The sequence below is a fragment of the Bacteroides timonensis genome (assembly GCF_000513195.1).
Lineage (GTDB): Bacteria > Bacteroidota > Bacteroidia > Bacteroidales > Bacteroidaceae > Bacteroides > Bacteroides timonensis.
The window spans coordinates 33,935-58,676 of record NZ_CBVI010000086.1 but is presented as its reverse complement, the minus strand read 5'-3'; the positions used below and the strand labels follow the sequence as shown (position 1 = coordinate 58,676).

Annotated in this window: 22 protein-coding genes and 1 tRNA gene; 10 read left to right on the top strand and 13 right to left on the bottom strand. The window is 43.6% G+C overall.

Annotation, left to right across the window (positions count from 1 at the left end; genetic code table 11):
• Nucleotides 1-119: 119 nt before the first annotated feature.
• Nucleotides 120-356 (bottom strand): DUF4248 domain-containing protein, encoded by a 237-nt coding sequence (locus tag BN161_RS15495; RefSeq protein WP_007216226.1) that lies wholly within the window; start codon nucleotides 354-356, stop codon nucleotides 120-122.
• A 313-nt stretch (nucleotides 357-669) separates the two neighbouring features.
• Here BN161_RS15495 and BN161_RS15490 point away from each other — a divergent pair, with 313 nt between their 5' ends.
• Together BN161_RS15490 and BN161_RS29895 are read left to right on the top strand one after the other, a co-directional pair.
• The gene (locus BN161_RS15490) at nucleotides 670-1,170 is read left to right on the top strand and encodes an HU family DNA-binding protein (RefSeq protein WP_044267816.1); all 501 of its coding nucleotides are present in this window, start codon (nucleotides 670-672) and stop codon (nucleotides 1,168-1,170) included.
• A 29-nt stretch (nucleotides 1,171-1,199) separates the two neighbouring features.
• Nucleotides 1,200-1,295, top strand: coding sequence for a smalltalk protein (locus tag BN161_RS29895; protein WP_167332549.1), 96 nt, complete (start codon nucleotides 1,200-1,202; stop codon nucleotides 1,293-1,295).
• A gap of 348 nt (nucleotides 1,296-1,643) precedes the next feature.
• Here BN161_RS29895 and BN161_RS15485 read toward each other — a convergent pair whose 3' ends face one another.
• On the bottom strand, nucleotides 1,644-1,964 hold the full coding sequence (locus BN161_RS15485; RefSeq protein ID WP_052356306.1) for a nucleotidyltransferase domain-containing protein: 321 nt from the start codon (nucleotides 1,962-1,964) through the stop codon (nucleotides 1,644-1,646).
• Between the two features lie 131 nt (nucleotides 1,965-2,095).
• Nucleotides 2,096-3,613, bottom strand: a complete 1,518-nt coding sequence (locus BN161_RS15480) for a DUF4301 family protein (RefSeq protein ID WP_044267815.1) — start codon at nucleotides 3,611-3,613, stop codon at nucleotides 2,096-2,098.
• A 105-nt stretch (nucleotides 3,614-3,718) separates the two neighbouring features.
• Between BN161_RS15480 and BN161_RS15475 the strand changes: the two genes are divergently transcribed.
• Together BN161_RS15475 and BN161_RS15470 are read left to right on the top strand one after the other, a co-directional pair.
• A complete protein-coding gene (locus tag BN161_RS15475; RefSeq protein WP_044267813.1) occupies nucleotides 3,719-5,941 on the top strand; it encodes a RelA/SpoT family protein in 2,223 nt (740 codons plus the stop codon).
• A 38-nt stretch (nucleotides 5,942-5,979) separates the two neighbouring features.
• On the top strand, nucleotides 5,980-6,336 hold the full coding sequence (locus BN161_RS15470) for a diacylglycerol kinase family protein (RefSeq protein ID WP_044267899.1): 357 nt from the start codon (nucleotides 5,980-5,982) through the stop codon (nucleotides 6,334-6,336).
• Between the two features lie 73 nt (nucleotides 6,337-6,409).
• Here the strand turns inward: BN161_RS15470 and BN161_RS15465 are convergent, their stop codons facing one another.
• Genes BN161_RS15465 through BN161_RS15455 form a run of 3 tightly spaced genes read right to left on the bottom strand, consistent with a single transcriptional unit; the run spans nucleotide 6,410 to nucleotide 8,960 of the window.
• Complete coding sequence (locus BN161_RS15465) at nucleotides 6,410-7,453, bottom strand: MFS transporter (RefSeq protein ID WP_044267810.1); 1,044 nt, start codon at nucleotides 7,451-7,453, stop codon at nucleotides 6,410-6,412.
• A complete protein-coding gene (panB, locus tag BN161_RS15460) occupies nucleotides 7,434-8,255 on the bottom strand; it encodes a 3-methyl-2-oxobutanoate hydroxymethyltransferase (RefSeq protein WP_007213965.1) in 822 nt (273 codons plus the stop codon). The genes BN161_RS15465 and panB overlap by 20 nt, the downstream gene beginning before the upstream one ends.
• 57 nt (nucleotides 8,256-8,312) lie before the next feature.
• Nucleotides 8,313-8,960, bottom strand: a complete 648-nt coding sequence (locus tag BN161_RS15455) for an HAD family hydrolase (RefSeq protein ID WP_044267808.1) — start codon at nucleotides 8,958-8,960, stop codon at nucleotides 8,313-8,315.
• 173 nt (nucleotides 8,961-9,133) lie between these two features.
• On the opposite strand from BN161_RS15455, the gene BN161_RS15450 reads away from it, so the two are divergent.
• Nucleotides 9,134-10,483 (top strand): MATE family efflux transporter, encoded by a 1,350-nt coding sequence (locus tag BN161_RS15450; RefSeq protein WP_044267898.1) that lies wholly within the window; start codon nucleotides 9,134-9,136, stop codon nucleotides 10,481-10,483.
• Nucleotides 10,484-10,659: 176 nt separating this feature from the next.
• Here the strand turns inward: BN161_RS15450 and BN161_RS15445 are convergent, their stop codons facing one another.
• From BN161_RS15445 to BN161_RS15430, 4 genes are read right to left on the bottom strand one after another with little or no spacing between them, the layout of a single operon-like run.
• Nucleotides 10,660-12,987: an ABC transporter permease gene (locus BN161_RS15445; protein ID WP_044267806.1), complete on the bottom strand. Its 2,328-nt coding sequence runs from the start codon at nucleotides 12,985-12,987 to the stop codon at nucleotides 10,660-10,662.
• Nucleotides 12,988-12,999: 12 nt separating this feature from the next.
• Nucleotides 13,000-15,324: an ABC transporter permease gene (locus BN161_RS15440; protein ID WP_044267805.1), complete on the bottom strand. Its 2,325-nt coding sequence runs from the start codon at nucleotides 15,322-15,324 to the stop codon at nucleotides 13,000-13,002.
• 4 nt (nucleotides 15,325-15,328) lie between these two features.
• Complete coding sequence (locus BN161_RS15435) at nucleotides 15,329-17,638, bottom strand: ABC transporter permease (protein WP_044267804.1); 2,310 nt, start codon at nucleotides 17,636-17,638, stop codon at nucleotides 15,329-15,331.
• 20 nt (nucleotides 17,639-17,658) lie between these two features.
• Complete coding sequence (locus tag BN161_RS15430; RefSeq protein WP_007218342.1) at nucleotides 17,659-18,342, bottom strand: ABC transporter ATP-binding protein; 684 nt, start codon at nucleotides 18,340-18,342, stop codon at nucleotides 17,659-17,661.
• A gap of 285 nt (nucleotides 18,343-18,627) precedes the next feature.
• On the opposite strand from BN161_RS15430, the gene BN161_RS15425 reads away from it, so the two are divergent.
• Both BN161_RS15425 and BN161_RS15420 read left to right on the top strand, forming a co-directional pair.
• Nucleotides 18,628-19,434 (top strand): metallophosphoesterase family protein, encoded by an 807-nt coding sequence (locus tag BN161_RS15425; protein WP_044267803.1) that lies wholly within the window; start codon nucleotides 18,628-18,630, stop codon nucleotides 19,432-19,434.
• Nucleotides 19,409-20,179, top strand: coding sequence for a hypothetical protein (locus BN161_RS15420; RefSeq protein WP_044267897.1), 771 nt, complete (start codon nucleotides 19,409-19,411; stop codon nucleotides 20,177-20,179). Before BN161_RS15425 ends, BN161_RS15420 begins: the two co-directional genes overlap by 26 nt.
• 75 nt (nucleotides 20,180-20,254) lie before the next feature.
• Here BN161_RS15420 and BN161_RS15415 read toward each other — a convergent pair whose 3' ends face one another.
• The 3 genes from BN161_RS15415 to BN161_RS15405 all read right to left on the bottom strand — a co-directional run bounded on the left by BN161_RS15415 (nucleotide 20,255) and on the right by BN161_RS15405 (nucleotide 22,238).
• Nucleotides 20,255-20,437, bottom strand: a complete 183-nt coding sequence (locus BN161_RS15415; protein ID WP_022209299.1) for a hypothetical protein — start codon at nucleotides 20,435-20,437, stop codon at nucleotides 20,255-20,257.
• A gap of 155 nt (nucleotides 20,438-20,592) precedes the next feature.
• Complete coding sequence (gene proS, locus BN161_RS15410) at nucleotides 20,593-22,086, bottom strand: proline--tRNA ligase (RefSeq protein WP_044267802.1); 1,494 nt, start codon at nucleotides 22,084-22,086, stop codon at nucleotides 20,593-20,595.
• A gap of 79 nt (nucleotides 22,087-22,165) precedes the next feature.
• Nucleotides 22,166-22,238: transfer RNA gene (locus tag BN161_RS15405), tRNA-Gly, on the bottom strand.
• 94 nt (nucleotides 22,239-22,332) lie between these two features.
• Here BN161_RS15405 and cobU point away from each other — a divergent pair.
• The 3 genes from cobU to cobS all read left to right on the top strand — a co-directional run bounded on the left by cobU (nucleotide 22,333) and on the right by cobS (nucleotide 24,739).
• The gene (cobU, locus tag BN161_RS15400; RefSeq protein ID WP_044267801.1) at nucleotides 22,333-22,842 is read left to right on the top strand and encodes a bifunctional adenosylcobinamide kinase/adenosylcobinamide-phosphate guanylyltransferase; all 510 of its coding nucleotides are present in this window, start codon (nucleotides 22,333-22,335) and stop codon (nucleotides 22,840-22,842) included.
• Between the two features lie 66 nt (nucleotides 22,843-22,908).
• Nucleotides 22,909-23,946: a nicotinate-nucleotide--dimethylbenzimidazole phosphoribosyltransferase gene (cobT, locus tag BN161_RS15395; RefSeq protein ID WP_044267799.1), complete on the top strand. Its 1,038-nt coding sequence runs from the start codon at nucleotides 22,909-22,911 to the stop codon at nucleotides 23,944-23,946.
• Nucleotides 23,947-23,950: 4 nt separating this feature from the next.
• The gene (gene cobS, locus BN161_RS15390) at nucleotides 23,951-24,739 is read left to right on the top strand and encodes an adenosylcobinamide-GDP ribazoletransferase (protein ID WP_044267797.1); all 789 of its coding nucleotides are present in this window, start codon (nucleotides 23,951-23,953) and stop codon (nucleotides 24,737-24,739) included.
• The last annotated feature ends 3 nt before the right edge of the window (nucleotides 24,740-24,742 follow it).

Below are 24,742 nucleotides of genomic sequence, written 5' to 3'. Positions count from 1 at the left end.
GCATATAATGTAGCGGGTGATTAGATATATTGTAATGTGGCATTACATATATTCTTATCACCCGCCACATATATTGGCATTTTCTTTACAAAGGAGAGGCACACTCCCTGCCGGATATTCTAAGGCTCTCCCAGATACTTGAAGATGAGTTTTACTTCAAGGGGCAGGTAAGAATGGCGGTTCTTGTTATAACCCGCTTCCTTCAGTTCCGCCATCAGTTGCCTGTTAGCGTAAATCCACCGGCGGAGAAGCTGAAGGGCGGTAGTAATACATACACCGGGATTGTAAAGCATGGCAAGGTCGGCTTTGGTATAAGCGCGGACAGGGACTTTCTCATCTAAGTTTTCTTCTTTCATAAGTTTGTTTTTTAGTGATTTACATGGTATAAAGGTACTCATTTGCAACGATATCCGAAAGGAATAAAGGAGGTATTACCTCTCATTGGAAGTCTCTTTTTTTCATACAAACTCAAATAACGTCAAGCGGAAAGTGGAAGGAAAAAGAACAGGGTATATTTGCAGTGTCCAAAGGAGAAAAGAGCGAAAATCTTCCGGCAAGCCCATGATGGCAGAATAAATAAAGAAAAGCATGAGAAGAGAATTCGGACAGCTTTTCCCCAAGGATTATTAAACAACCTTAGTTTTTTAAACTTTAAAAAAATTATTGATTATGGGAGTACCATTCAAGAAGATTCCGCGGAAAGATCCGCGAAAGGAGGATGCGGTGGCAAAGTTTTATCCGCAACTGGTGACGTTAGGGGACAATGCCGACCTGGAAGACGTGGCGTACGTGATGAAGGAGAAAAGTTCACTGACATTGGGAGACATTAAAAGTGTGATTACCAACTTTGTGGAAGCACTGATTGACAAGCTGTATGGTGGCCAATCGGTGAACATAAAGGACTTCGGGGTTTTCAGCCTGTCGGCACGGACCCTCGGAGTGGAGAAAAAGGAGGATTGTACGGCTAAGAACATCAAGGCCGTGAAAATCAATTTCCGCCCCTCGACCACCATCAGACCGGACGTAACGGCAACACGCGCCGGACAGAAAATTGACTTCTACGATCTGGAGGCATTGGTAAACAAGGATGGAAGTTCATCAGGTGGAAACTCTTCCGGTAATCAGGGAGGTTCCGGCGGTGGAGGACTGGATGAAAATCCACTGGGTTAAAATATTACGAATCATTTATACTGAAGAATATGAAAAAGTCTATCTGGGATAAAATACTGAAAGTGGTGATTGCGATAGCTTCGGCTATTATAGGAGCACTGAGTGCCAATGCGATGAATGTGTAGATAAAGAATGTGCCGGTGAAGATGATCTTACCGGCACATTCTTTTTTAACTATTATATAACAATAAAATCACTCTAATTCTATTAAAGAGGCCACTTTATTAATAAAGTGTTTAGTTGGTTCCATCATCGAATCTACATCTTCCTTTGAAAAATCAAATAAATCATTATAGTCACCTTTTGAACGCCAATTCAACAACTTTGCATATACTCGAAATTCATCAATAGAGACAATACCCGGACGTACAATCTGTTCTGAAAATTGTCCTATAACACCAGAATGTGACTTTACAGAAGAGCTTTTTCTAATCTATAACGAACATAAGCCGTCATATTCTCGTCAAATTCATTCATAACAATACTGCTTCCGATTGAACATTCTGATAAAATGGAGTAATAGAATGACGCGAATGCCAATCCTTTATACCATAAGCAAACAATTGAATTGCTTGTCCTGTCTTAACAATCACATCACAAATATGATCCATAAATTGTTCTTCTTCCTTAAAAGTCAATTTTTCTTTCGGAGAAAGAACCAATATATCCCAATCTGAATCATCGTGCGCTTCGCCACGTGCACGAGAACCATACAGCCACACCTGAACCGCAGCATCGACCTCATGTACATTCTGCTTTATCAATTCTAACATTGTTTGATAGTCGACTTTCATAATACCTCCTCTTTTCCACAAAAATAGTATTTTTATAACAGAAGACCAAATAAAGCCTATAAAAACACATTTCTACACAAAAAGTGCCGGAAAAAAATCGTCCGGCACTTTTCTTTTTATTGAAATATCATTTATTGATGTTGTTCCCTCAGCAAATCATTCACCGTCTTTACCGGATTAAACGTACTCAAAGAAACTTCTACAAACACCGTATTCCAATCACTCATAGCACCGTTCCACAATCCTGGAAGTTCAAGTGCCTTGAGTTCTTTACCGTTCTTCGATTTGTAAGAGATGAAACCGGTAGCCTTATCTACGAAATTAACAAGATCAAACTTATGGCCCTTATAATCGCGCACGGCACAAACCAGATCTACAGGATTAAAGTGCGTACCCTTTTCGAACATCTCCTTCTTCTCCGGATCGTCCATATCAATTTGAGAACTTTCAAGAATTTGCAGGGAAATAGTACCGTCACTATTATATGCCAGGAACGGACCACCACCCGGCTCGCCTACATTTTTCACCATACCGCATACACGCATCGGACGGTTCAGTTTCTCTTTCAGATAAAGTACGAGTTCAGCATCTTCCAGATTCTTGGTCTCAGGATTCTTGCAGAATAATTTCTTTTGCAGGAATTGCAGAATTTCGAGCACTTGCTCGTGAGTATATCTACCGCTATCCAAAAGTTCCAAATAAGCAAATGCTTTTTGTTGCAGCGCCACCAATACTCCGGCAATCAGCTTCTTATACAACACGGTGTCACCTTTCAGTTTATCAGGCACTACATTGTCGATATTCTTGATAAAGATAATATCTGCATCAAGATCATTCAGATTCTCGATCAGCGCACCATGACCACCCGGACGGAACAACAATTTACCATTATCACGGAAAGGCTGATTGTCCATATCGGCAGCAATAGTGTCCGTATTAGGCTTCTGCTCAGAGAAAGTCACATTGTAATCTACACCATATTTCTTGGCATAGACAGCTGCTTTGTCAGCCACCAAGGCTTCGAATAAGCGGCGATGTTCAGGAGAAACGGTAAAATGCACATTGACCTTTCCATTCTTGTTAGCAGCATAGAGAGCGCCTTCCACAAGATGTTCTTCCAATGGAGTTCGGCTTCCATCTTCATATCTGTGGAACTTCAGCAAACCTTTCGGAAGCGCACCATAATTCAGTCCTGCCGCCTCAAGCAATGCAGCCACTACAGCTTTATAATCACCCTCAGCCATCAATGCGGGAATGTTCTTCTCGAATGCTTTCTCACAGGCGGCATTCAAGTCATTATAGAAAGCGAACTTTTCAATCTGCTCAAAGAATGTTTTTTCGAATTTAGTTTCGGGCACATCATAATCAGCCCCGAGAAATTCGAATAAATTCTTGAACATACGGCTTGCCGCACCTGAAGCAGGAACAAACTTCACTACTACTTTATCTGTCCGCGTATATGCATCCCATGCATCGAGATAGAGCTTCTGCTCTTCTGCTGCAGGTGCCAGAATACCTTTTTCCAATGAAGCGGCAGCAGCCAGCTTTAAGTACGGGAAACCTTTTTCAAAACAGGTCAGCTGTTCAGCTATCTGCTCTTCTGAAATACCTTTTTGCCTAAGCAACTCTTTGTCTTGCGGTGTTATCATACTATCTATTTTTTATTAATTGATTGCCAAAAATACAAAAAAAGCACAAGCCTTATAATAGAAAAGAAGAAAAATTCTACCTTTGGCCAACAAAAATGGACGATTATGGAAAGAGATGAATTTTTCACTACTGAAGAGAAGGAATCGCTCTTCTCTCTCTACAGAAAATTATTGCAGTTGACCGGTGAGACATTACAGAAAGGTGACTGTAGAAAACTGAAAACACATCTTATCAACTCTATAAAGGATAACCGCGTTCAGCGTGACACCTTCGGACTGAATCCACTGGTTAAAGATATGCAGACTGCTGTTATCGTGGCCGAAGAAATCGGAATGAAACGGGCGTCTATTCTGGGCATCATGCTGCACGAAAGCGTGAGAAACGGAGCTTGTACCCCCGAAGAAGTGCAAGCCGCTTTCGGTGAAGACGTGGCAGGCATCATCCGCGGGCTTATCCGTGTCAATGAGCTTTACTCCAAAAGCCCGACTATCGAATCGGAAAACTTCCGCAACCTGTTGCTTTCTTTTGCGGAAGATATGCGTGTGATCCTGATAATGATTGCCGACCGTGTGAACATCATGCGGCAAATCAAAGACAGCGAGAATGACGAAGCCCGTCGACAAGTGGCAAATGAAGCGGCCTACCTGTACGCTCCCCTCGCCCACAAACTGGGTTTATATAAGCTGAAATCGGAATTGGAAGACCTTTCGCTGAAATATACGGAGAAAGAGGTTTACTATCATATCAAGGATAAGCTGAACGAAACAAAAGCGTCCCGTGACAAGTATATTGCCGCCTTCATTGCTCCGATGCAGAAGAAACTGGAAGAAGCCGGATTGCATTTCCACATCAAAGGGCGCACAAAATCCATTCACTCCATCTATCAGAAGATGAAGAAGCAGAAATGTCCGTTCGAAGGGGTATATGACTTGTTTGCCATCCGCATTATCCTGGATTCGCCTGTAGATAAAGAAAAGCAGGAATGCTGGCAAGCATACTCTATTGTAACAGATATGTACCAACCTAACCCGAAGCGCTTGCGTGACTGGCTATCTGTACCCAAAAGCAACGGTTACGAGTCATTACACATCACTGTAATGGGTCCCGAAGGCAAATGGGTGGAAGTACAGATACGTACCGAACGCATGGACGATATCGCCGAACGGGGGCTCGCCGCTCACTGGCGTTACAAAGGTGTAAAAGGAGAAACGGGATTGGATGAATGGCTGACCACTGTCCGTGAAGCATTAGAAAACTCGGATAGTAACGGGCTGGAAGCTATGGACCAGTTCAAACTGGATTTATACGAGGATGAGGTCTTCGTATTCACTCCGAAAGGCGATCTGTTTAAGTTAGGCAAGGGAGCTACGGTACTGGATTTTGCCTTCCACATCCATAGCAAATTAGGATGTAAGTGTATCGGTGCAAAAGTAAACGGTAAGAATGCCCAATTGCGGCAAGTGCTGAATAGTGGTGATCAGGTGGAAATTATGACATCGAATACACAGACACCCAAACAGGATTGGTTGAATATTGTAACCAGCTCCAAGGCACGTACCAAGATACGCCAGGCATTGAAGGAGATGGTTGCCCGCCAGCATGCCTTTGCCAAAGAAACGATAGAACGTAAATTCAAGAACCGGAAAATAGAATATGATGAAGCCGTAATGATGCGCCTGATCAAACGTCTCGGCTTCAAGACAGTGACAGACTTTTATCAAAGCATCGCAGATGAAACACTGGATGTAAATGAAATCATCGATAAATATCTGGAACAACAGAGGAGGGAAAGTGATACGCATGACGACATCACATATCGCAGTGCTGAGGGATATAATCTGCAACAGACACAGAACGACGAAATCACCCGTTCGAAAGAGGATGTACTGGTAATTGATCAGGATCTGAAAGGACTGGACTTCAAGCTGGCACGCTGCTGTAGTCCGATTTATGGAGATGATGTTTTCGGTTTTGTTAGTGTGACCGGCGGCATCAAGATACATCGTAGTGACTGCCCTAACGCCACACAGTTACGTGAACGATTCGGATACCGGATTGTAAAAGCGCGCTGGGCCGGTAAATCGCAAGGTACGCAGTATCCGATTACGCTGCGCGTTGTGGGACATGATGATATAGGCATTGTTACAAATATCACTTCGATCATATCCAAAGAAAATGATATCTCATTGCGCTCTATTGGCATTGACTCCCATGATGGCTTATTCTCCGGAACGATGACGATTATGGTAGGTGATACCGGACGACTGGAGACACTGCTCAAGAAGCTGAGGACGGTGAAGGGAGTGAAACAAGTTTCAAGAAACTGAGAAGAAAAATGAATGAAGAATGATGAATGAAATTACTTATGAAATATAGTTTTAAAAAACAGATCCACAGTTTCGGATATGCCTGGAAAGGTATCCAGCAATGTGTAGGGAAAGAACAGAACTTAAGTTTTCATCTCATTACTACAGCAGTGGTGATAGCTATCGGTTTTTTCTTTGGCATAACACGTACGGAATGGATAGTCATTATCTTATGTATTGGCGTGGTAATAGCCGCAGAACTGTTCAATACAGCCATTGAGAAATTGGTGGATCTGGTTTCTCCCGAGCGTCACCCCATTGCAGGGCAGGTAAAAGACATTGCCGCCGGAGCAGTGCTGGTGTGCGCTGTTGCGGCGGCAATTATCGGGATTATTATTTTTCTCCCGTATTTATAAATTATGCGAATCAGTAGTTGAATTTCCTTCCTTTCTTCGGTTATGAATATAATTTAGACTCCACGCCTGATAATTATCTTACTTTTTTCCTCTTATAATAAGGATACGTCAGCAAAAAGAAGAAAGCCAAAGCTACCAGGATTCCAATACCGATTACCTTATAAATCAACTGAAAATCAGTATATAGATAAATATCTGCAATACCGGTCCCATCTGCAAATTCGGAATACATTTCTCCATGATCCGATAGAAAACAACAAACTGCAAGACCAATCAGAATACCGGTTTCCATGGCCAAATGGCAAGTTGTATTCGCTGTTCCCCGCTGACAATGTTGCGAGAGCTTAATAAATATCTTCGTAAAAGGTATCGTAAGCACTACCAGAACAACGAAAAAAAACAGCGCAGCATAATCCCCTTGTTTGATTAACAATAATGCAATTCCGGGAATAAAAGCAATCAGTACCAGATTGAGGGCGGGAAGCCAACCCCGCAACAACAAGAAGCGGTCAAAATTGCAATGCCCCACTCCTATCGGTGCACGAAAAGCTACATATACCCGCAATGCAAATAAAATGCTGAATATACTGCATAATATAGAAAAATATGCCGTCATGCTGAAACCTTTGAGCTGGAACATCCATATTCCCGCTACCACTCCTACCAGCATACCCAAGCGGGCTGCCAGTGCAAAGCCCAGATTTCCGGCACTACGGCGCGAAGCAGTAGTGATATCGATGGCCACCGTAATGCCTGCCGTCGTAGCCAATCCGAATGCTCCACCCTGCATAGCAGCAAGCATCAGCAACCTCGGAAAAGTATCGACAAAGATATAGCCTAAAGTCGTTCCCAATATCACAAATATGGAATAGACAAGTACACGTTTCCGCTTATACTCATCTCCCAGATATGCATGGAACGGCCCCACCAGGAACATCGCCGCTGCAAATACCAGAAACATGCTGCCAGCCTGCCCTGTGGAAATACCCAACCGGGACATCATCACTGAGGGAAGCACCGGGAAAAGCATGTAGATGGATGCAAAAAGCAGGAAATTGGCAAAGCATATCCTCATAAAGCCCAGTGACCAAAGATTATCAATATTGCTCTTTCTCATTCGGGAAATCTAAGTTCTTGACATCAGATACATAACGGCTGATAGCATCAGTCATCACAGTATGCAGATCGGCATAACGACGCAGGAAACGAGGACGGAAACCATTGTTCATTCCCAGCATATCCTGAATTACCAACACCTGGCCATCTACTCCACCACCGGCACCGATACCGATAATAGGAATGGTCAGTTCACTTGCCACACGTTCGGCTAAAGCGGCAGGGATTTTCTCCAGTACAATGGCAAAACAACCGGCTTCTTCCAGCATGTGAGCGTCACTGATCAGTTTTTCAGCTTCTGTATCATCTTTCGCACGAACCGTATAAGTACCGTATTTATTGATAGATTGCGGCATCAGTCCGAGATGTCCCATAATAGGAATACCGGCACTGAGGATACGTTTCACCGTACCTATAATTTCTTCACCACCCTCCAGTTTCAGAGCGTCTGCATGACTCTCTTTCATAATACGGATAGCCGAAGCAAGACCTTCCATCTCATTACCTTGGTAAGATCCAAAAGGCATATCTACCACCACCATAGCACGTTTCACACCACGAACCACAGATTTTGCATGATATATCATCTGGTCGAGGGTAATCGGAAGCGTAGTCACATTACCTGCCATCACATTACTGGCAGAGTCGCCTACCAGGATTACATCCATGCCTGCACCGTCTACAATCTGTGCCATAGTATAGTCATAAGACGTCAACATAGATATCTTTTCGCCTCTCTGCTTCATCTCTACAAGGCGATGAGTAGTCACTTTTCGAGTGTCATCTGAAATATAACCAGCCATAATTTTAATTATTTAGTTATTGATTGCTTTTCGCCGCAAAGGTAATGCTTTTTCCCTTTACTTATGCAATTCTGTTAATTTGTCGTAAGTAAACCCTTGGAAATCATCTAAAACATAATGACACAACGGAACGATTTCTTCGCGTGAATTGGTGGTGGCCAAACCTATTACCGTAGCTCCGGAAGCCATGCCCGCTTTCAGTCCGTTGAAAGAGTCTTCGAAAACGTAAGTTGTTTCCGGTGTGGTGCCAAATACTTTCATACCAAGCAGGAAGCAATCCGGTGCAGGTTTGGAAGCTGTGAACATTTCAGCCGTAAGAATACGGTCGAACATAGTTTTGATTTCGGGTTTGGCACGATATACAGCTTCCATCTTTTTATCATTGGAACTGGTGACCACAGCCATCTTTACACCATTGCGACGGAGATCGGCAATAAAGGATTCTACACCGGGAATAAATTCGTACGACATTCCCTGCTCAAAGCGGTCGAGGCCGGCGGTAATTTCTTCCTGTTCTTTAATCATACCGGGAAAGAAGGTGTTATAGATATACACCAAAGTTTGTCCCTTTACGCGGCTTTCAAGGTCTTCCATACCCAAGTAATCTACTCCCATCTTGTGCCAGAAGATGCTATACTGCGTCTCTGTGTCGACAACGACACCGTCGAAGTCGAAAAGAACGGCGATGTTTTTTGTTTCAGTCATATAAACTTCCTTTTACCTTATTATGTTAATACCTTATCAATTACGATACAAAGGTCTGAATAATCCTTGAACAGAGCAAATAAATGAGTAACTTTGCTGCAAATACAGATACGCGGACGGCACGGACCGGAGCGGACGAACGCGGATTCATTACTTTCTTTAGATTAATAGTTATGGATAATAACCCTCACATATTAGGAACCGAACGTATAGGTAAACTGCTGCTACAATATTCTATACCTGCCATCATCGGTATGACGATTACTTCACTGTACAACATCATCGACAGCATTTTCATCGGTCACGGTGTGGGTGCGATGGGCATTGCCGGATTGGCCATTACTTTTCCGCTGATGAATCTTGTGGTAGCATTCTGTACATTGGTGTCGGCAGGTGGATCTACAATCTCATCCATCCGTTTGGGGCAGAAAGATTTGGATGGAGCTACCGAGGTATTGGGAAATACGCTGATGTTTTGTCTGATCAATGCTGTTGTTTTCGGCGGACTCGCCTTTTTGTTTCTGGATGAAATATTAAGGTTCTTCGGTGCCAGCCAGGATACACTGCCCTATGCCCGGGATTTCATGCAAATTATTCTTGCAGGAACACCTATTACTTACACGATGATCGGACTGAACAATATCATGCGTGCCACGGGATATCCTAAAAAGGCAATGTTGACTTCCATGGTAACCGTGGTTTGTAACATCATCCTTGCTCCTATCTTTATCTTCCATTTTGACTGGGGTATTCGCGGAGCTGCCACGGCAACCGTTATTTCGCAATTTATCGGTATGGTGTGGGTAGTGAAACATTTCCTTGATAAAGACAACTTTGTGCACTTCCGCCCGGACTTCTGGAAACTAAAGAAGCGCATCATCAGCAGTATTTTTTCGATCGGAATGTCGCCTTTCTTGATGAATGTGTGCGCCTGTGTCATTGTGATTATCATCAACAACTCTCTGCAACGCCACGGAGGTGATATGGCCATCGGAGCTTACGGCATCATCAATCGCCTGCTCACTCTCTATATAATGATTGTATTAGGATTAACCATGGGTATGCAGCCCATTGTGGGGTATAATTTCGGGGCACAGAAGCATGACCGTGTGAAGCAAACCTTGAAACTGAGTATTCTGACCGGTGTGTGCATCACGAGCAGTGGTTTCCTCATTTGCGAGCTTTTCCCGCATGCAGTGTCCGCTATCTTCACAAACGATCAGGAACTGATTGGCATTGCTTCACGCGGTGTTCGCATTTGCGTGCTGATGTTCCCGTTGGTGGGTGCGCAGATTGTTATCGGTAACTTCTTCCAGAGTATCGGAAAGGCTAAAATCAGTATTTTCCTTTCACTTACCCGGCAACTTTTATATCTGCTTCCCGGTCTGATCTTCTTTCCCCGTTTCATAGGACTGGACGGAATCTGGACTAGTATGCCCGTTGCCGATTTCTTTGCTTTCCTGACAGCGCTTGTGGTGCTATGGATATATATTCGAAAGAAAAACAAAGAGAGTATCGCGTAAGTAATTTGTACCACTCAAACAGAAGGTATAACCTTCAACTAAGGATGGTGTAGCCCTAAGCACTAAAGGGCTACACCATCCTTATCAAAGGGTGTAGCCATCCGACCTGAAAGGCTACACCCTTTTTATTCTGCTTTACAGATAGCTGTAGGCAAGGTTAAAGCATTAAATTACCTCTATTCGCTCTTGATGCTCTGTACTGGATTTTCATTGGCAATGCGCCAGGCTTTAAGAATCACCAGAAGTACAATAAGCACCAATACCCCCAGTGCCAACAGGACAAACCATACGGGTGAAGGCAGCATGCTATCAGCGAACTGTTCCAGCCAGACACCGGAAACATACCAGGCAAAGCCGGTGCCGAGGATCACCGCACCAATAGCCACTTTTAGTATGTCCATTGCCAGTAAGCTAAGAATAGAAGGAGCTTCGGCACCATTCACCTTACGAATTGCAATTTCTTTGGAACGACGTTGAGTCTCATCGTTCACATAACCAATAAGTCCCATGAGTACAATAAAGAAAATGCAAAGAGAAGTAATCCATACAGTATTACGGAAACGATACACATTGCTGTAATTTTCCCGTTGGATATCCATATAGGTTATAAACTCCAATGCAGCTTTCGGATATGCTTCTTTGACAAACTCATTCAGTCGCGCAAGATTTTCATCTACAGGTTCTTTTAAACGGACGTTGTAAGAACCGTTACGTTTATCCGAAAGGATGAAAGCCGTACAAGTCTGTTCCATAAAAAAGCCCATATTACGCACATCTTCTACAATACCCACCACCGTAGGTTGGCTATCAAGACCCACCCATTGTGCATTGACTGGTAAGCGTTGTCCCAAGGCTTTATCTCCCCACTTCATCGTTTCCACCACTTTACGGCCTATTAATGCTTCACCGACATGTTCAGGCCAGGCACCTTCCACCAATTGCATGCCTACTGTTTGCGGAAAGTCTTTCGCAACGTTCTGGAAGTGTAACGGGCAAAGGAAATTACCTTGAATATCTGTCAGCCCTGTAGTGCTGTAATGTGAAAGCAGCGAATTACTATTACGTGCTACAGACTCCACATAAGGTTGCCTGCGAATGTCATCTTCCACTCCTTGTCCGCTCAGATTTTCCGTGGTGCGCAACTGCCCCACCGCCAATCGCTCTGTACGGAAACCAACACTTCGTGTCATCAAATCATGATACTGCCAAATCGTAGTAACCAACACTCCCAGGATAAAAGATACGCCAATAAACTGTACGAACAACAACCCCCGTTTCCATGAACGCTTACTGTCAGTATATCTACGGAAAATCTGTGTTACGGGAATATTAGCAAACATTCTACCCGGTAGAACACCTGCGACTAAGAACAACAAAAGTACAGTCAGACCGGGAACCCACAGATTTTGCCAGGTAAAGAGTTCTGCAAGGCGGACATGCAACATATCCTCTATCCCTTCACGGAAAATATACATCAACACCAGACAGGCTATAATAGAAGTAGCAACGAGTATTCCTGTTTCCCACATGAACATACCCAACACATGCGTTCCGTCAGCACCACAACACTTATGTACTCCCACTGCTTTGGCACGACGGTTGAACGAAGCCACTGCGGCCAGCACATAATTCATGATAGAAACAAAGAAGATAGAAAAGCCCAGTACACCCAGTATTACCAGACGTCGTACATTGTCAGGAAAACTAAGATAGATATCCGGCAATGGCAAGATACTGAATTCCATTACATCCGTTCCTTCTTTAGTCTCGGTATAACGCTCTACGGCTTTCTGTATGCGATTATTCATCGCCTCTACGCTTTCAGGACTTTTCAGGCGGAAAAGAACGTTATAAATATCATTCGACTTCCATGTGCCGCGTCCATAAATATATTCTTCAAGAGTAGGCAGTGAAATGACTGTGTTATGCGGATATACCGTATTGCCGGGAACGTCCTGATAAATACCACGTACAGTGACATCCAGCATTTTACTCATGGAGAAAGTCTTTCCAACCGGCTCCTCGTCACCAAAAAGTTCGCGTGCTTTACTCTGTGAGAGAAAGACAGACAAAGGTGCAGCCAATTCGTGTGGGTCGCCACGCAATATTTCCAAACCGATGGTCTGGAAAAAAAGCGTATCGGCAAACATGACCTGCATATCTTCCAGTTTCTTATCGTCAATATAGCAGTCGGGCTGATAGAAATTAACGGAAAGACTGGCAGATTCTATCAAATCCGGCAATGCCTCCCAAAGATCAGCGGCGGCAGGGCGAAAAGTGCTATTGTCATAGTCCTTATCAGGAATTCCATCCTTCACCCTGCGGCAACGCATTAAAGCTACATTTTCCGGATCTCTATAAAAATTCTCATAACTCAATTCATAAGCTATTTGCGAGAAAAGCAAAATGCCTATCAGCAGCCCTAGTGTCAGGGATACCAGTTTAATGAAATTACTGCCCCGCCCGCGAAGCAAAATCTGAACCGTATAATAAAGTTGTCTCATATCTTTCTTTTTTTATTCGCTCTTAATACTCTTCACCGGATTCGCGTTCGCAATACCCCATGCTTTCCAAATGACGCACACGGTAATAATCAGCAGATTAGCAATACCCACCAGTACATACACCGGCCATCCCAGCGGCACTTGTATGGCAAACAGATCCATCCATATTCCATTTACATACCATGATCCTATCGTCCCCATGATGACTGCCGGTACCGCCACCCAAAGTACATCGAGCGAAAGCATTTCCAATATTGTAGACGACTCGGCACCATTCACCTTACGGATAGCTATTTCTTTGGAACGGCGACGCACCTCATCGGTAGTATAACCTATCAATCCCATCAGCATAACGAAGAACATCACCACTGTTGCCAATATGGTGGCATCGCGGAAAATACGAACAACACCATAAGTATCCTGCATATCAAGCTCCAGAGAATAGAAATCTACCGTTTTCGCAGGAAAGGCAGCAGCTGCCTCACTGTTCAGTCGCCTCAGGTTCTCCACAAAAGGTTCTTTGAGGCGAACATGGATAGAGCCTCCAAACCGTCCGCAACGGACAATAAGCGGTTGTTGCGACACATAGAACGATGCGGTATGGAAATCTTTGAGCACTCCCACAACACGGAGATCTCCCAGACCTGTATTCCCTTGGTGCACAATACGCCCCACTACATCATCACCCCAGCGCATCGTCTTGGCAAATGTTTCATTCACAACCGCCTCATTGCGCTCGCGTGCCATGCGCCCCTCTTTTATCGTCATGCCCATCATCTTCGGATAGTTTTCTGTTTCCACACAATAGCGCGAAGAGAAAAGTGACTGTCCGCTTTCGTTCAAGATCCTCATGCCGCTCATTCCGATACATGGCGGATAACTGGCAGATTCCACATCCTCCACATAAGGCAGTCCGCGAAAGAACTGACGTGCAGCATCACGCTCAGAGTCACTCTCAAAGTAAATGTCGGACGTAGCTATACGGCGGGCATCGTAACCTGTGTCTTTACTCAATACATAATGATACTGAGCCATAATGACACACATCAGCCCACAGATGAAGGCTACACCCAAAAACTGAATGAAAAGCAATGGACGCTTCCACCCTTTCTTTCCTTCTGTGTAGTGGCGGAAAACCTGCGACACGGGTATCCGTGAGAACATCCGCCCCGGTAACACTCCGCCTATGACAAACAGTATTCCTATCACCGACAGTGGCACCCAGATACGACTAAGTGCAAAAAGTGACGTCAACCGGACTTCCATCATTTCTTCTATCATCTCACGGAAATTCAGCAACAGAAACGCCATCAGTATCAATGACAAAAAAATGATAATGCTTGTCTCCAACAAAAACATGGAGAATACAGTACCTCCCGATGCACCATTACATTTATGCACTCCCACTGCTTTAGCACGATATGAAAGCGAAGAAATAGAAATAAGCACATAATTCAGTGCAGCAATGAAAAGAATAGCCAGACCGAGAATCAACGTAATAGCATTCATACGTCGTACCGCTTCATCGCCACGATACACATCGCGCAGCGGCTTCACAATGGAGGTATAACTGGAATTGTCCTTCCCGTCCTGAGGAAGATAATTTTGAATGACAGCCTCCAGGCGGGCATTGAACTTCTCAACATCTACCTTCACGCCCGGGTGAAAGCGGATATATTGAAAGAAAGAATCACCTCCCTCCCAGGAATACTCCGCCCAATCACGACTCCAAGCGCTGACGATAGAAATGACAGCTTCAGGATTCATGGTTGAATTTTCAGGCAAGGCAGCGTAGACTCCTTTCACAGTAAGTTGTAACTGCTTATCATAACTTATCACTTTACCAATGGGGTCCTCGTCACCAAACATTTTTTGTGCCAGACGGTCACTCAGAAAGACTACATCCTTTTGCTGAAGTTCATGCAGCGGATCGCCTCTGAGTACGTCGATGCCCAGTGTCTGAAAAAAGAGTGAATCTGCCATTACAGTGTAGTCTTTAAAACGCACACTGCCGTTATAAAGCGGTCCAAAAGCCATGTATTTGCAAACACTGACAGCAGCTTCCACTTCTTGGGGAAAGTTCTCCAAGACGGCACCTGCCACAGGGGGCAGGTTAAGTTCACCCGGCTCGCCCCGCTCACCATTGATGGTAAAGATGGAGAAGAGCTGGTAGATGCGGTCCGGATCACGGTAGCAAGTATCATAGCTCTGCTCAAAGGCAACACGGACAAAAAGCAGAATGCTCATCGTCAACGCTAAACCCAGAGAGAGAATCTTGATGATATTGCTGCCGCGACCACGGAGCAGTGTTTGAATTACATAGTAAATCTGCTTCATACATTTACTCGCTTTTAATACTGTTTACCGGATTTTCGTTCGCTATCCGCCATGACTTCCAGATGACGCAAGCGATGATAAGTAACAGAATAACTAATGCTATCAATATATATACCGGCCAGGAAAGCGGCACTTGTTCGGCAAACTGATCCATCCACATTCCATTGATATATGCTGCAGATATAATGCCGATAATAACAGCCGGAGCCGCTACATAAAGGACATCTTTCGAAAGCAACTCCAATATTCCCGAAGATTCCGCCCCATTCACCTTACGAATAGCGATTTCCTTGGAACGACGACGCACTTCGTCTGTAGTATAACCAATCAAGCCCATCAGCATGACAAAGAACATAGTCAATGCCGCCAATATCGTGGCGTTACTGAAGACACGAACCGGATTATACTTGTTCAAAATCTGATCTTCCATACTATAGAAGTCAACCGTCTTATCAGGATAAGCCTCAGAGACGTCCTTGTTCAGACGACGCAAATTCTCGGCAAAGGGTTCCTTGAGACGTACATGAACAGTATTACCAAAGGTACGGGTATAGCCAAACATAATGACATCCTGTGGCTGATAGAAAGAGCCTATATGGAAATTCTTCAGTACACCTACTACTTTCAAATTTCGACCTTCGGTACGCAACGGATGATTCAGCGCCTTGTCTCCCCAACGCATCCGTTCCGCAAAAGCCTCATTCACGACTATTTCGTCCGATGCACGCGCCGGACGCCCTTCCTTCATCGTCATCCCCATCATCTTAAAGTAGTCCTCAAGTGCATAACTGAATCGGGTCGAGAAGAGCGATTGTCCACCCTCACCTTCAATCATTGAACCGCTATAGCTCCATACAGGGGTACTGACAGCAGAAGATACCTCCTCCACATAAGGCAGTCCGCGAAAGAATTGCAAGGCAGGACCACTCTCCTCTTCGCCACCGAAATAAATACTGCCAATGGCTACACGCTGCGGATTATAGCCCATATCTTTATCTTTCACATAATTGTACTGCGCCATCACCACATACATCAGTCCACAAATGAAGGCCACACCCGCAAACTGAACGAAAAGTAACGGACGTTTCCATCCCTTCTTACCCTCCGTATAGCGGCGGAACACCTGAGACACAGGTATGCGGGCAAACAGCCTGCCCGGCAGAATTCCACCTACAATGAACAGAACCAGCACCACAACAAGCGGCACCCAGATACGGTCCGGAGCAAAAAGTACACTCAACTTGGCTGCGGTAGTATCTTCTATGAACTCCTGGAAATTGAGTAATATCAACCCCATCAACACCAAGGCCAACGCAATAATAATTCCCGTTTCCAAAAGAAACATCGAGAACACCGTACCTCCGCTTGCACCACTACACTTATGCACACCCACCGCTTTGGCACGATAAGTGAGCGAAGAAATAGATATCAGCACGTAGTTCAGTGATGCGATAAAAAGAATAGCCAAAGCTAAGATACTCATAATGCTATCCATGCGTTTCACCTGATCTTCGTCACGATACACATCACGGATAGGTTTCACAAAGGCTGTGTAACCGTATGCTTTCTTATCTTCTTCCGGACGATATTTCTGTATCATGGCATCCAGACGGGCATTCACGATTTCTTTATCAGCTCCCGGACGAAAACGGATATATTCGTAATAGCTGTCACCACCACGCCAGGAATAGTTACCCCAGCCACGACTCCAACCTGTAGGCATGGAAATAACAGCCTCCGGACGCATAGTAGCGTTCTCGGGCAAATCGACATAAGTGCCCTTTACCGTCAGTTGCAACTCCTTATTATAACTAATGACTTTTCCAATAGGATTCTCACCACCATATATTTTCTGAGCCAAATCGTCACTCAAAAATATGACATCGTTCTGCATCAGATCTTTTTCCGGATTACCACTCAGTACCTCAATACCCATAGTCTTGAAGAAAAGTGAATCGGCTAATATTTTCCGGGCATCGATGCGTACACTGCCATTGTAAAGTGGTGAAGAAACAAAATACGCAATGCTGGTAGCCGCCTCTACCTCTTTGGGAAAATTCTCCAGAATGGCACCTGCCACAGGACCACAGTTTTGTTTTTGCGGTTCAAATTGTTCACCCTCAGCCGAGAATATGGAGTATATCTGATAAAGATCACCATAATCCTTGTAGCAAGTATCGTAGCTTTGTTCAAAAGCCACACGTGAAAACAGCAGAATACTCATTGTCAAGCCCAATCCAAGAGAAATGACTTTGATTACATTCGAACCGCGCCCACGCAACAGGGTACGTATGACATAATATAGTTGTTTCATAGTTCAATCTCTTTATAAACTTATACTCCTTGTGCCGCAATACTGGCCACCACGCTACCATCAAACAAATGTATCGTACGATGTGCAAACGAAGCATCATGCTGAGAGTGTGTTACCATAATAATCGTCGTTCCCTCCCGATTCAATTCCGTCAACAGATTCATGACTTCCGCACCATTCTTAGAATCCAGATTACCGGTCGGTTCATCGGCAAGTATTAATTTAGGATTAGTTACCACAGCACGGGCAATAGCTACACGTTGCTGCTGACCACCGGACAATTGTTGCGGGAAATGCTTGGCACGATGGCTGATATTCATTCGTTTCAATATATCTTCCACCATCCGGCGACGTTCAGAAGCCTTAATGCCGAGATACGTCAAAGGCAATTCCACATTTTCATATACATTCAGTTCGTCTATCAGGTTAAAGCTTTGGAATACGAAACCGAGTTTACCTTTCCGCACACGGGTACGTTCTTTTTCTTTCAGGTCTCCGACTTCCTGTCCCAGAAGTTTATATGAACCTTCCGTCGGATTATCCAGCAATCCCAAGATATTCAACAGGGTTGATTTACCACAACCTGACGGTCCCATGATGGCTACAAATTCTCCCTCTTTCACCTCAAGATTCACATGGTTCAATGCTACTGTTTCTACTTCCGTTGTACGGAATACTTTGCTGATGTCATTAATTTCAATCATGATGTTTATTATTAAAGTCTTATATAATATTCTGTTTATATAAATGCAGAAAGCATGCCAAAACTTAAGATTCATTCATTATCAACAATTTATCTTTTTAAACGTATATAAATAGTGTCTAATAATTAGACACCTCCGTCTAAAAGATGGACAACTCTGGAAATTAGTACAGCACGAAGGAACAGAAAAAAGGAAAATAAGGCGATCATTTATCTAAAAGAAAACTCTATCTTTGCAACCAGTTTTCAATAGAAGAGATTATATACAATACTTATATCATATCACATGAAACTATCTAAACTCCTGTTCATTCCGCTTATCGGCCTGTTTACGGGCGGTTGCGATATGATAGATTACCATCCTTATGATGTCCGCATCAGTGGTCAGACAGATATAAATAATCGTAATATAGAAAAGATAGAGGCCAATTGCAAGGATAAGGCAACTATTCGTTTTGTCACTATGGGTGACTCCCAGCGTTGGTATGATGAAACTCTGGACTTTGTCAACCACCTCAATAAACGGGATGATATAGATTTTGTCATCCATGGCGGAGATTACAGCGACTTCGGTGTCACAGACGAGTTCCTGTGGCAACGTGATATCATGAATAAGCTGAAAATTCCCTATGTCGGTCTGATCGGTAATCATGACTGCCTCGGTACAGGCGAAGAGACTTTTCGTATCGTATTCGGTGACCCCAATTTCTCTTTCATAGCCGGTCGCATCAAGTTTATCTGCCTAAACACCAATGCCATCGAATTCGACTACTCCCGCCCCATCCCTGATTTTGAGTTCATCAATGCCCAGTTAGAGAATCGCCGTGACGAGTACGACCACACTATCTTCTCCATGCATATACGACCGTTTTGCATGGAGTTTAACAATAATGTAGCTCAAGTATTTCAATATACCATTAAGCAATTTCCTGACTTACTGTTTTGTACTGCCGCGCATGAACATCGCGTATTCGAAGAAGATTTTTTTGAAGATGGCGTGATGTATTACATGAGCGATTGCATGAAACACCGCAACTATTACATATTTACTGTAACCCCTGATGGATATGAGCGTGAAGTGGTCTATTATTAAAGCACTGACGTGCTTCCTTCTTGTATGCTCGTCGACCGGCCATGCACAAGAAGCCAATACAATAACCATAGAGCCACGCCGGGTATTCAGAGATACCGTTATCATTACAAAACATGATACCGTGTGGCTGGAGAAAGAAAAAGTAAAAATAGACAGTGCCGATATCAGTAGTAAACATTCCAGCCGTTATGATAAGCGTGTCCATCGCTATCGTAAACACTGGGAAAGCCTGATACCAACACATACAAAGCTGCAATTTGCCGGTAACATGGGATTGCTGTCTTTGGGTACAGGATGGGATTATGGAAAACGGAATCAGTGGGAAACGGATATCTTTTTCGGTATTCTGCCCAAGTACGACTCCAAACGTACCAAAATCACCATGACCCTGAAACAAAACTATATGCCTTGGAGTATAGCTCTTGGAAAAGAATTTGCTGTCGAACCACTAGCATGCGGCATGTATTTCAATACAGTATTCGGCAGTGAATTTTGGACACATGAGCCCGAACGTTATCCAAAAGGTTATTACGGCTTCTCATCCAAGGTACGCATTCATGTATTCCTGGGACAACGTCTGACTTATAATATTCCCCCACGTTGGCGTCTGGGAGCAAGAGCCGTTACTTTTTATTATGAAATAAGTACCTGTGATCTGTATATAGTAAGTGCATTCACCAACAAGTATCTGAAGCCCAAAGATTATCTCAGCTTATCGTTCGGACTGAAGACACAACTCTTCTAACCTTCTCTATAACCACAAAGTCATGTCTGCTCACGCGGACATGACCTCAAGAGAATTTATGGAATCGAACACATGTTATACAAACTCTTCAACCATGTACATATCTGTGACGAAGTCGTCAACAATGTTACCAAGGTTCTCGCAGGCTTCATCAGGTGTTTCACCGTACGCACTGCACATGATATTACTTTTCAAATAGGCGTAATAGCCGCCATCGGTAGTTGCCTCAATAGCATAATCATTTCTATTCAGTTTCATATCTAACTCCTTTCTTTTTTATTACGACGCAAAGATGGAGATTCAGTGTTACGGAAACATGTATAGGATATGACAATGATGTAAAAATGGCAAGGGCTGCATCTTCTTTGTGCGAAGTGCAGCCCTTTACTTTAGATCTTAAGATATCCTATATTTTAATAAGAACGAGCAAATAAAGCACGACAAGCAGAAGGTTTGCCTGTCACCATACAGGTACCCGGTTCTTTGTCACCATCCAAGAACGTTTCGAAAGGAATACAACGGATAGTTGCTTTTGTTTCTTCTTTAATCTTCTCCTCTGTTTCGACAGTACCATCCCAGTGAGCAAGAATAAATCCACCTTCTTCAATCTTCTCCTTGAATTCATCATAACTATCCACTTTCGTGATATGAGAGTTACGGTAGTTAAGGGCTTTCTGATAGATATTAGTCTGGATTTCTTCCAACAGGTTCTTTACATATTCTTCGATGCCGTCGCAAGAAAGAGTTTCTTTCTCCAATGTATCGCGACGCATAACTTCCATTGTATTGTTCTCCAAATCACGACCACCCATAACAAGACGTACCGGCACACCTTTCAGTTCATAATCAGCAAATTTGAAGCCCGGACGTTTGTTATCAGCATTGTCATACTTAACAGAAATACCCATAGACTTCAGTTTAGCAACAATGCCTGCTACTTTCTCGTTAATCTTTTGCAGCATCTCTGCGTTCTTATAGATAGGCACGATAACCACCTGTATTGGAGCCAGATGCGGCGGCAGTACAAGTCCGTTGTCATCAGAGTGAGTCATGATCAGTGCACCCATCAGGCGAGTAGATACCCCCCATGAAGTAGCCCAAACATATTCCATTTTGTTTTCCTTATTCACGAATTGCACGTCAAATGCCTTGGCGAAATTCTGTCCAAGGAAGTGAGACGTACCACTTTGCAAGGCTTTCCCATCCTGCATCATAGCTTCAATGGTATAAGTATCCAGTGCACCGGCAAAACGTTCATTAGCCGATTTTACACCTTTCACTACGGGAACCGCCATGTACTTTTCGGCAAACTCGGCATATACATTCAGCATACGTACTGCTTCTTCTTCAGCTTCCTCACGGGTAGCATGTGCAGTATGCCCTTCCTGCCACAAAAATTCAGCTGTACGCAGGAAAAGGCGGGTACGCATTTCCCAACGCATTACGTTGGCCCATTGGTTACACAAGATAGGCAGGTCACGATAAGAATTAATCCAATTCTTATAAGTATTCCAAATGATGGTTTCTGAAGTAGGGCGGATGATCAGTTCTTCTTCCAACTTAGCTTCCGGATCCACAATAACTCCGCTACCGTCAGGAGCATTTTTCAGGCGATGATGAGTAACGACTGCACATTCCTTTGCAAAACCTTCCACATGTTCTGCCTCACGGCTGAGGAAAGATTTCGGAATCAACAATGGGAAATAAGCATTCACATGCCCTGTTTCCTTAAACATATCGTCGAGTTGACGCTGTATTTTCTCCCAAATAGCGTATCCGTAAGGTTTAATCACCATACAGCCACGCACAGCTGACTGCTCTGCCAGGTCGGCCTTTACCACCAGTTCATTATACCACTGCGAATAATTCTCGCTGCGTTTGGTCAGGTCTTTTAATTCTACTGCCATTTTATTTTGTTTTTTAAAGTTTTTCGGATTATACAAAATGAGGAAGCCACAAATCTGTAACTTCCCCATTTTCGGCAAGAGCGGCAAACGAGGCTCGAACTCGCGACCCTCAGCTTGGGAAGCTGATGCTCTACCAACTGAGCTACTGCCGCATTGCTTTCTTAAAAAGACGGTGCAAAGGTAAAAGAAGTTTTTTTATATTCAAAAATAAAAATGTACTTTTACAGCCACTAAAGTGAAAAAAATATGAAACGAATCATACTCATTACCGGAGGTGCCCGCTCCGGTAAAAGTAGCCATGCGGAAAAACTGGCGTTAAGTCTCTCTCCTACTCCTGTTTACCTTGCTACCGCACGTATTTGGGATGAAGAATTCCGACAACGCGTAATTCGCCATCAACAAAGACGCGGACCGGAATGGACAAATATAGAGGAGGAAAAAGAGCTAAGCCGCCATCAATTGAGCGGACGGACTGTACTGATAGACTGTGTTACCTTATGGTGTACAAACTTCTTCTTTGATGTAAATGCAAATACTGATAGCGCCCTGACAGCCGCCAAAGAAGAATTCGACCGTTTTACAGCGCAAGATGCCACCTTCATCTTTGTTACTAATGAAATAGGTATGGGGGCTACTTCAGAAAACGAAGTTCAGCGTAAGTTCACAGATATGCAAGGTTGGATGAACCAGTACATCGCCGAACACGCTGATGAAGTATGGTTGATGGTATCGGGGATTCCGGTGAAAGTGAAATAGAGAGAAGGAAAAATGACAGAATGGTAAGATAATAAAATAGTAAGATCCAAAATTATAAATATACATATGAAAACATTTAAGATAATACGTCCGGACGAGAATATCCGTCCAGCATTGATTGATAAAATCAATAATCTGACTAAACCCAAAGGTTCATTGGGTACTCTCGAAGAACTGGCTTTGCAAATAGGCTGGATACAACAAACCCTGTCTCCCACCCTGCAACATCCACAGAATATTATCTTTGCCGCTGATCATGGCATTGTAGACGAAGGTGTCAGCCTTTCGCCTAAAGAAGTTACCTGGCAACAGATTAGTAATTTCTTACATGGAGGTGCCGGAGTGAATTTCCTTTGCCGACAGCATGGATTTACCCTGAAAATAGTAGATGCCGGTGTAGATTATGATTTACCTTATGATACAGGCATCATCGACATGAAAGTGCGGAAAAGTACCCGAAATTATCTGCATGAAGCTGCTATGACAGAGGAGGAAATGGAACTATGCCTGGAGCGCGGTGCAGAAGTGGTACACAATTGCCATAAAGAAGGTAGCAATATACTCAGTTTTGGGGAAATGGGTATTGGAAATACATCTTCCTCATCCCTGTGGATGACTTGCTTTACAAATATTCCTCTGGAACAATGTGTAGGCGCGGGAAGCGGACTAGATAATGTCGGTATCCGCCATAAATATGAAGTATTAAAACAGTCATTAGATAACTACAGAGGAGATCGTTCTCCCCATGATATCATCCGCTATTTTGGAGGTCTGGAAATGGTGATGGCAGTAGGTGCTATGCTTCAGGCAGCCGAACTTGGAATAGTTATTATGGTAGATGGATTCATTATGACAAACTGTATTCTGGCTGCCAGCAAATTATATCCGGAAGTACTGCATTATGCTATTTTCGGACATTGTGGAGATGAAACAGGTCATAAACTGCTACTCGATCACATGGAAGCCAGACCGCTTTTAAATTTAGGTCTGCGTTTGGGTGAAGGAACAGGTGCCATCTGTGCATATCCCATTGTGCAGTCCGCCATACGCATGATTAATGAAATGGATGACTTCGCACATGCTTCTATAACAAAGTATTTCTAAACGTATGAAAGTCCTCGCAGCATTCATCTTCTTCACCCGGCTTCCTTTTTGGAGAATCAAAGAAGTTCCGGCTAAATACTTTAAACGTATCGTTCCATACTGGCCATTAGCTGGATGGCTGACGGGTGGTATTATGGTCGGCGTACTGTGGATAGCAGCTCAGATAATTCCCATTTCCATCGCATGGGTACTTGCCATCCTCTCCCGATTGCTTATCACAGGCTGTCTGCACGAAGACGGACTGGCTGATTTTTTTGATGGCTTTGGTGGAGGAACCACCAAAGGACGGACACTTGCCATTATGAAAGATTCCCAGATAGGAAGTTATGGCGTTATAGGATTAATAGTCTATTTCTTGCTATTATTCTTACTTCTGGAAAATCTACCTTTGAAACTGATTTGTGTTCTCGTAATTTGTGGCGACTGCTGGTCTAAATTCTGTGCTTCACAAATCATCAATTATTTACCTTATGCACGAAAAGAAGAGGAAAGCAAGGCGAAAGTTGTGTATGACCGTATGACATGGCAAGAGCTATTGACAGGATTCATCTGTGGATTTTTACCTATTATATTATTTTTGCCGATAGATTTCTGGCCGGTCATGATCTGCCCGATTCTGACATTCAGTCTATTGTATCGGTTAATGAAACGTCGTCTTCAAGGTTATACAGGAGATTGCTGCGGAGCTACATTCCTGCTTTGTGAGCTTTCATTCTATTTGGGTGCAGTAATCTTGCTGTATGCACATATCAAATACGGTAACCCGGATTTTATTAATGCTTATTTAAAATAACAA

Excerpts from the sequence above, each read along its gene's own strand:
- BN161_RS15495 (WP_007216226.1), bottom strand. The coding sequence starts at position 356 with ATGAAAGAAGAAAACTTAGATGAGAAAGTCCCTGTCCGCGCTTATACC.
- BN161_RS15425 (WP_044267803.1), top strand. The coding sequence starts at position 18,628 with ATGAAACTATCTAAACTCCTGTTCATTCCGCTTATCGGCCTGTTTACG.
- BN161_RS15490 (WP_044267816.1), top strand. The coding sequence starts at position 670 with ATGGGAGTACCATTCAAGAAGATTCCGCGGAAAGATCCGCGAAAGGAG.
- panB (WP_007213965.1), bottom strand. The coding sequence starts at position 8,255 with ATGGCTGGTTATATTTCAGATGACACTCGAAAAGTGACTACTCATCGC.
- BN161_RS29895 (WP_167332549.1), top strand. The coding sequence starts at position 1,200 with ATGAAAAAGTCTATCTGGGATAAAATACTGAAAGTGGTGATTGCGATA.
- BN161_RS15430 (WP_007218342.1), bottom strand. The coding sequence starts at position 18,342 with ATGATTGAAATTAATGACATCAGCAAAGTATTCCGTACAACGGAAGTA.
- BN161_RS15470 (WP_044267899.1), top strand. The coding sequence starts at position 5,980 with ATGAAATATAGTTTTAAAAAACAGATCCACAGTTTCGGATATGCCTGG.
- BN161_RS15420 (WP_044267897.1), top strand. The coding sequence starts at position 19,409 with ATGAGCGTGAAGTGGTCTATTATTAAAGCACTGACGTGCTTCCTTCTT.
- BN161_RS15445 (WP_044267806.1), bottom strand. The coding sequence starts at position 12,987 with ATGAGACAACTTTATTATACGGTTCAGATTTTGCTTCGCGGGCGGGGC.
- proS (WP_044267802.1), bottom strand. The coding sequence starts at position 22,086 with ATGGCAGTAGAATTAAAAGACCTGACCAAACGCAGCGAGAATTATTCG.
- cobT (WP_044267799.1), top strand. The coding sequence starts at position 22,909 with ATGAAAACATTTAAGATAATACGTCCGGACGAGAATATCCGTCCAGCA.
- BN161_RS15440 (WP_044267805.1), bottom strand. The coding sequence starts at position 15,324 with ATGAAGCAGATTTACTATGTAATTCAAACACTGCTCCGTGGTCGCGGC.
- cobU (WP_044267801.1), top strand. The coding sequence starts at position 22,333 with ATGAAACGAATCATACTCATTACCGGAGGTGCCCGCTCCGGTAAAAGT.
- BN161_RS15455 (WP_044267808.1), bottom strand. The coding sequence starts at position 8,960 with ATGACTGAAACAAAAAACATCGCCGTTCTTTTCGACTTCGACGGTGTC.
- BN161_RS15475 (WP_044267813.1), top strand. The coding sequence starts at position 3,719 with ATGGAAAGAGATGAATTTTTCACTACTGAAGAGAAGGAATCGCTCTTC.
- BN161_RS15450 (WP_044267898.1), top strand. The coding sequence starts at position 9,134 with ATGGATAATAACCCTCACATATTAGGAACCGAACGTATAGGTAAACTG.
- BN161_RS15465 (WP_044267810.1), bottom strand. The coding sequence starts at position 7,453 with ATGAGAAAGAGCAATATTGATAATCTTTGGTCACTGGGCTTTATGAGG.
- BN161_RS15415 (WP_022209299.1), bottom strand. The coding sequence starts at position 20,437 with ATGAAACTGAATAGAAATGATTATGCTATTGAGGCAACTACCGATGGC.
- cobS (WP_044267797.1), top strand. The coding sequence starts at position 23,951 with ATGAAAGTCCTCGCAGCATTCATCTTCTTCACCCGGCTTCCTTTTTGG.
- BN161_RS15485 (WP_052356306.1), bottom strand. The coding sequence starts at position 1,964 with ATGAAAGTCGACTATCAAACAATGTTAGAATTGATAAAGCAGAATGTA.
- BN161_RS15435 (WP_044267804.1), bottom strand. The coding sequence starts at position 17,638 with ATGAAACAACTATATTATGTCATACGTACCCTGTTGCGTGGGCGCGGT.
- BN161_RS15480 (WP_044267815.1), bottom strand. The coding sequence starts at position 3,613 with ATGATAACACCGCAAGACAAAGAGTTGCTTAGGCAAAAAGGTATTTCA.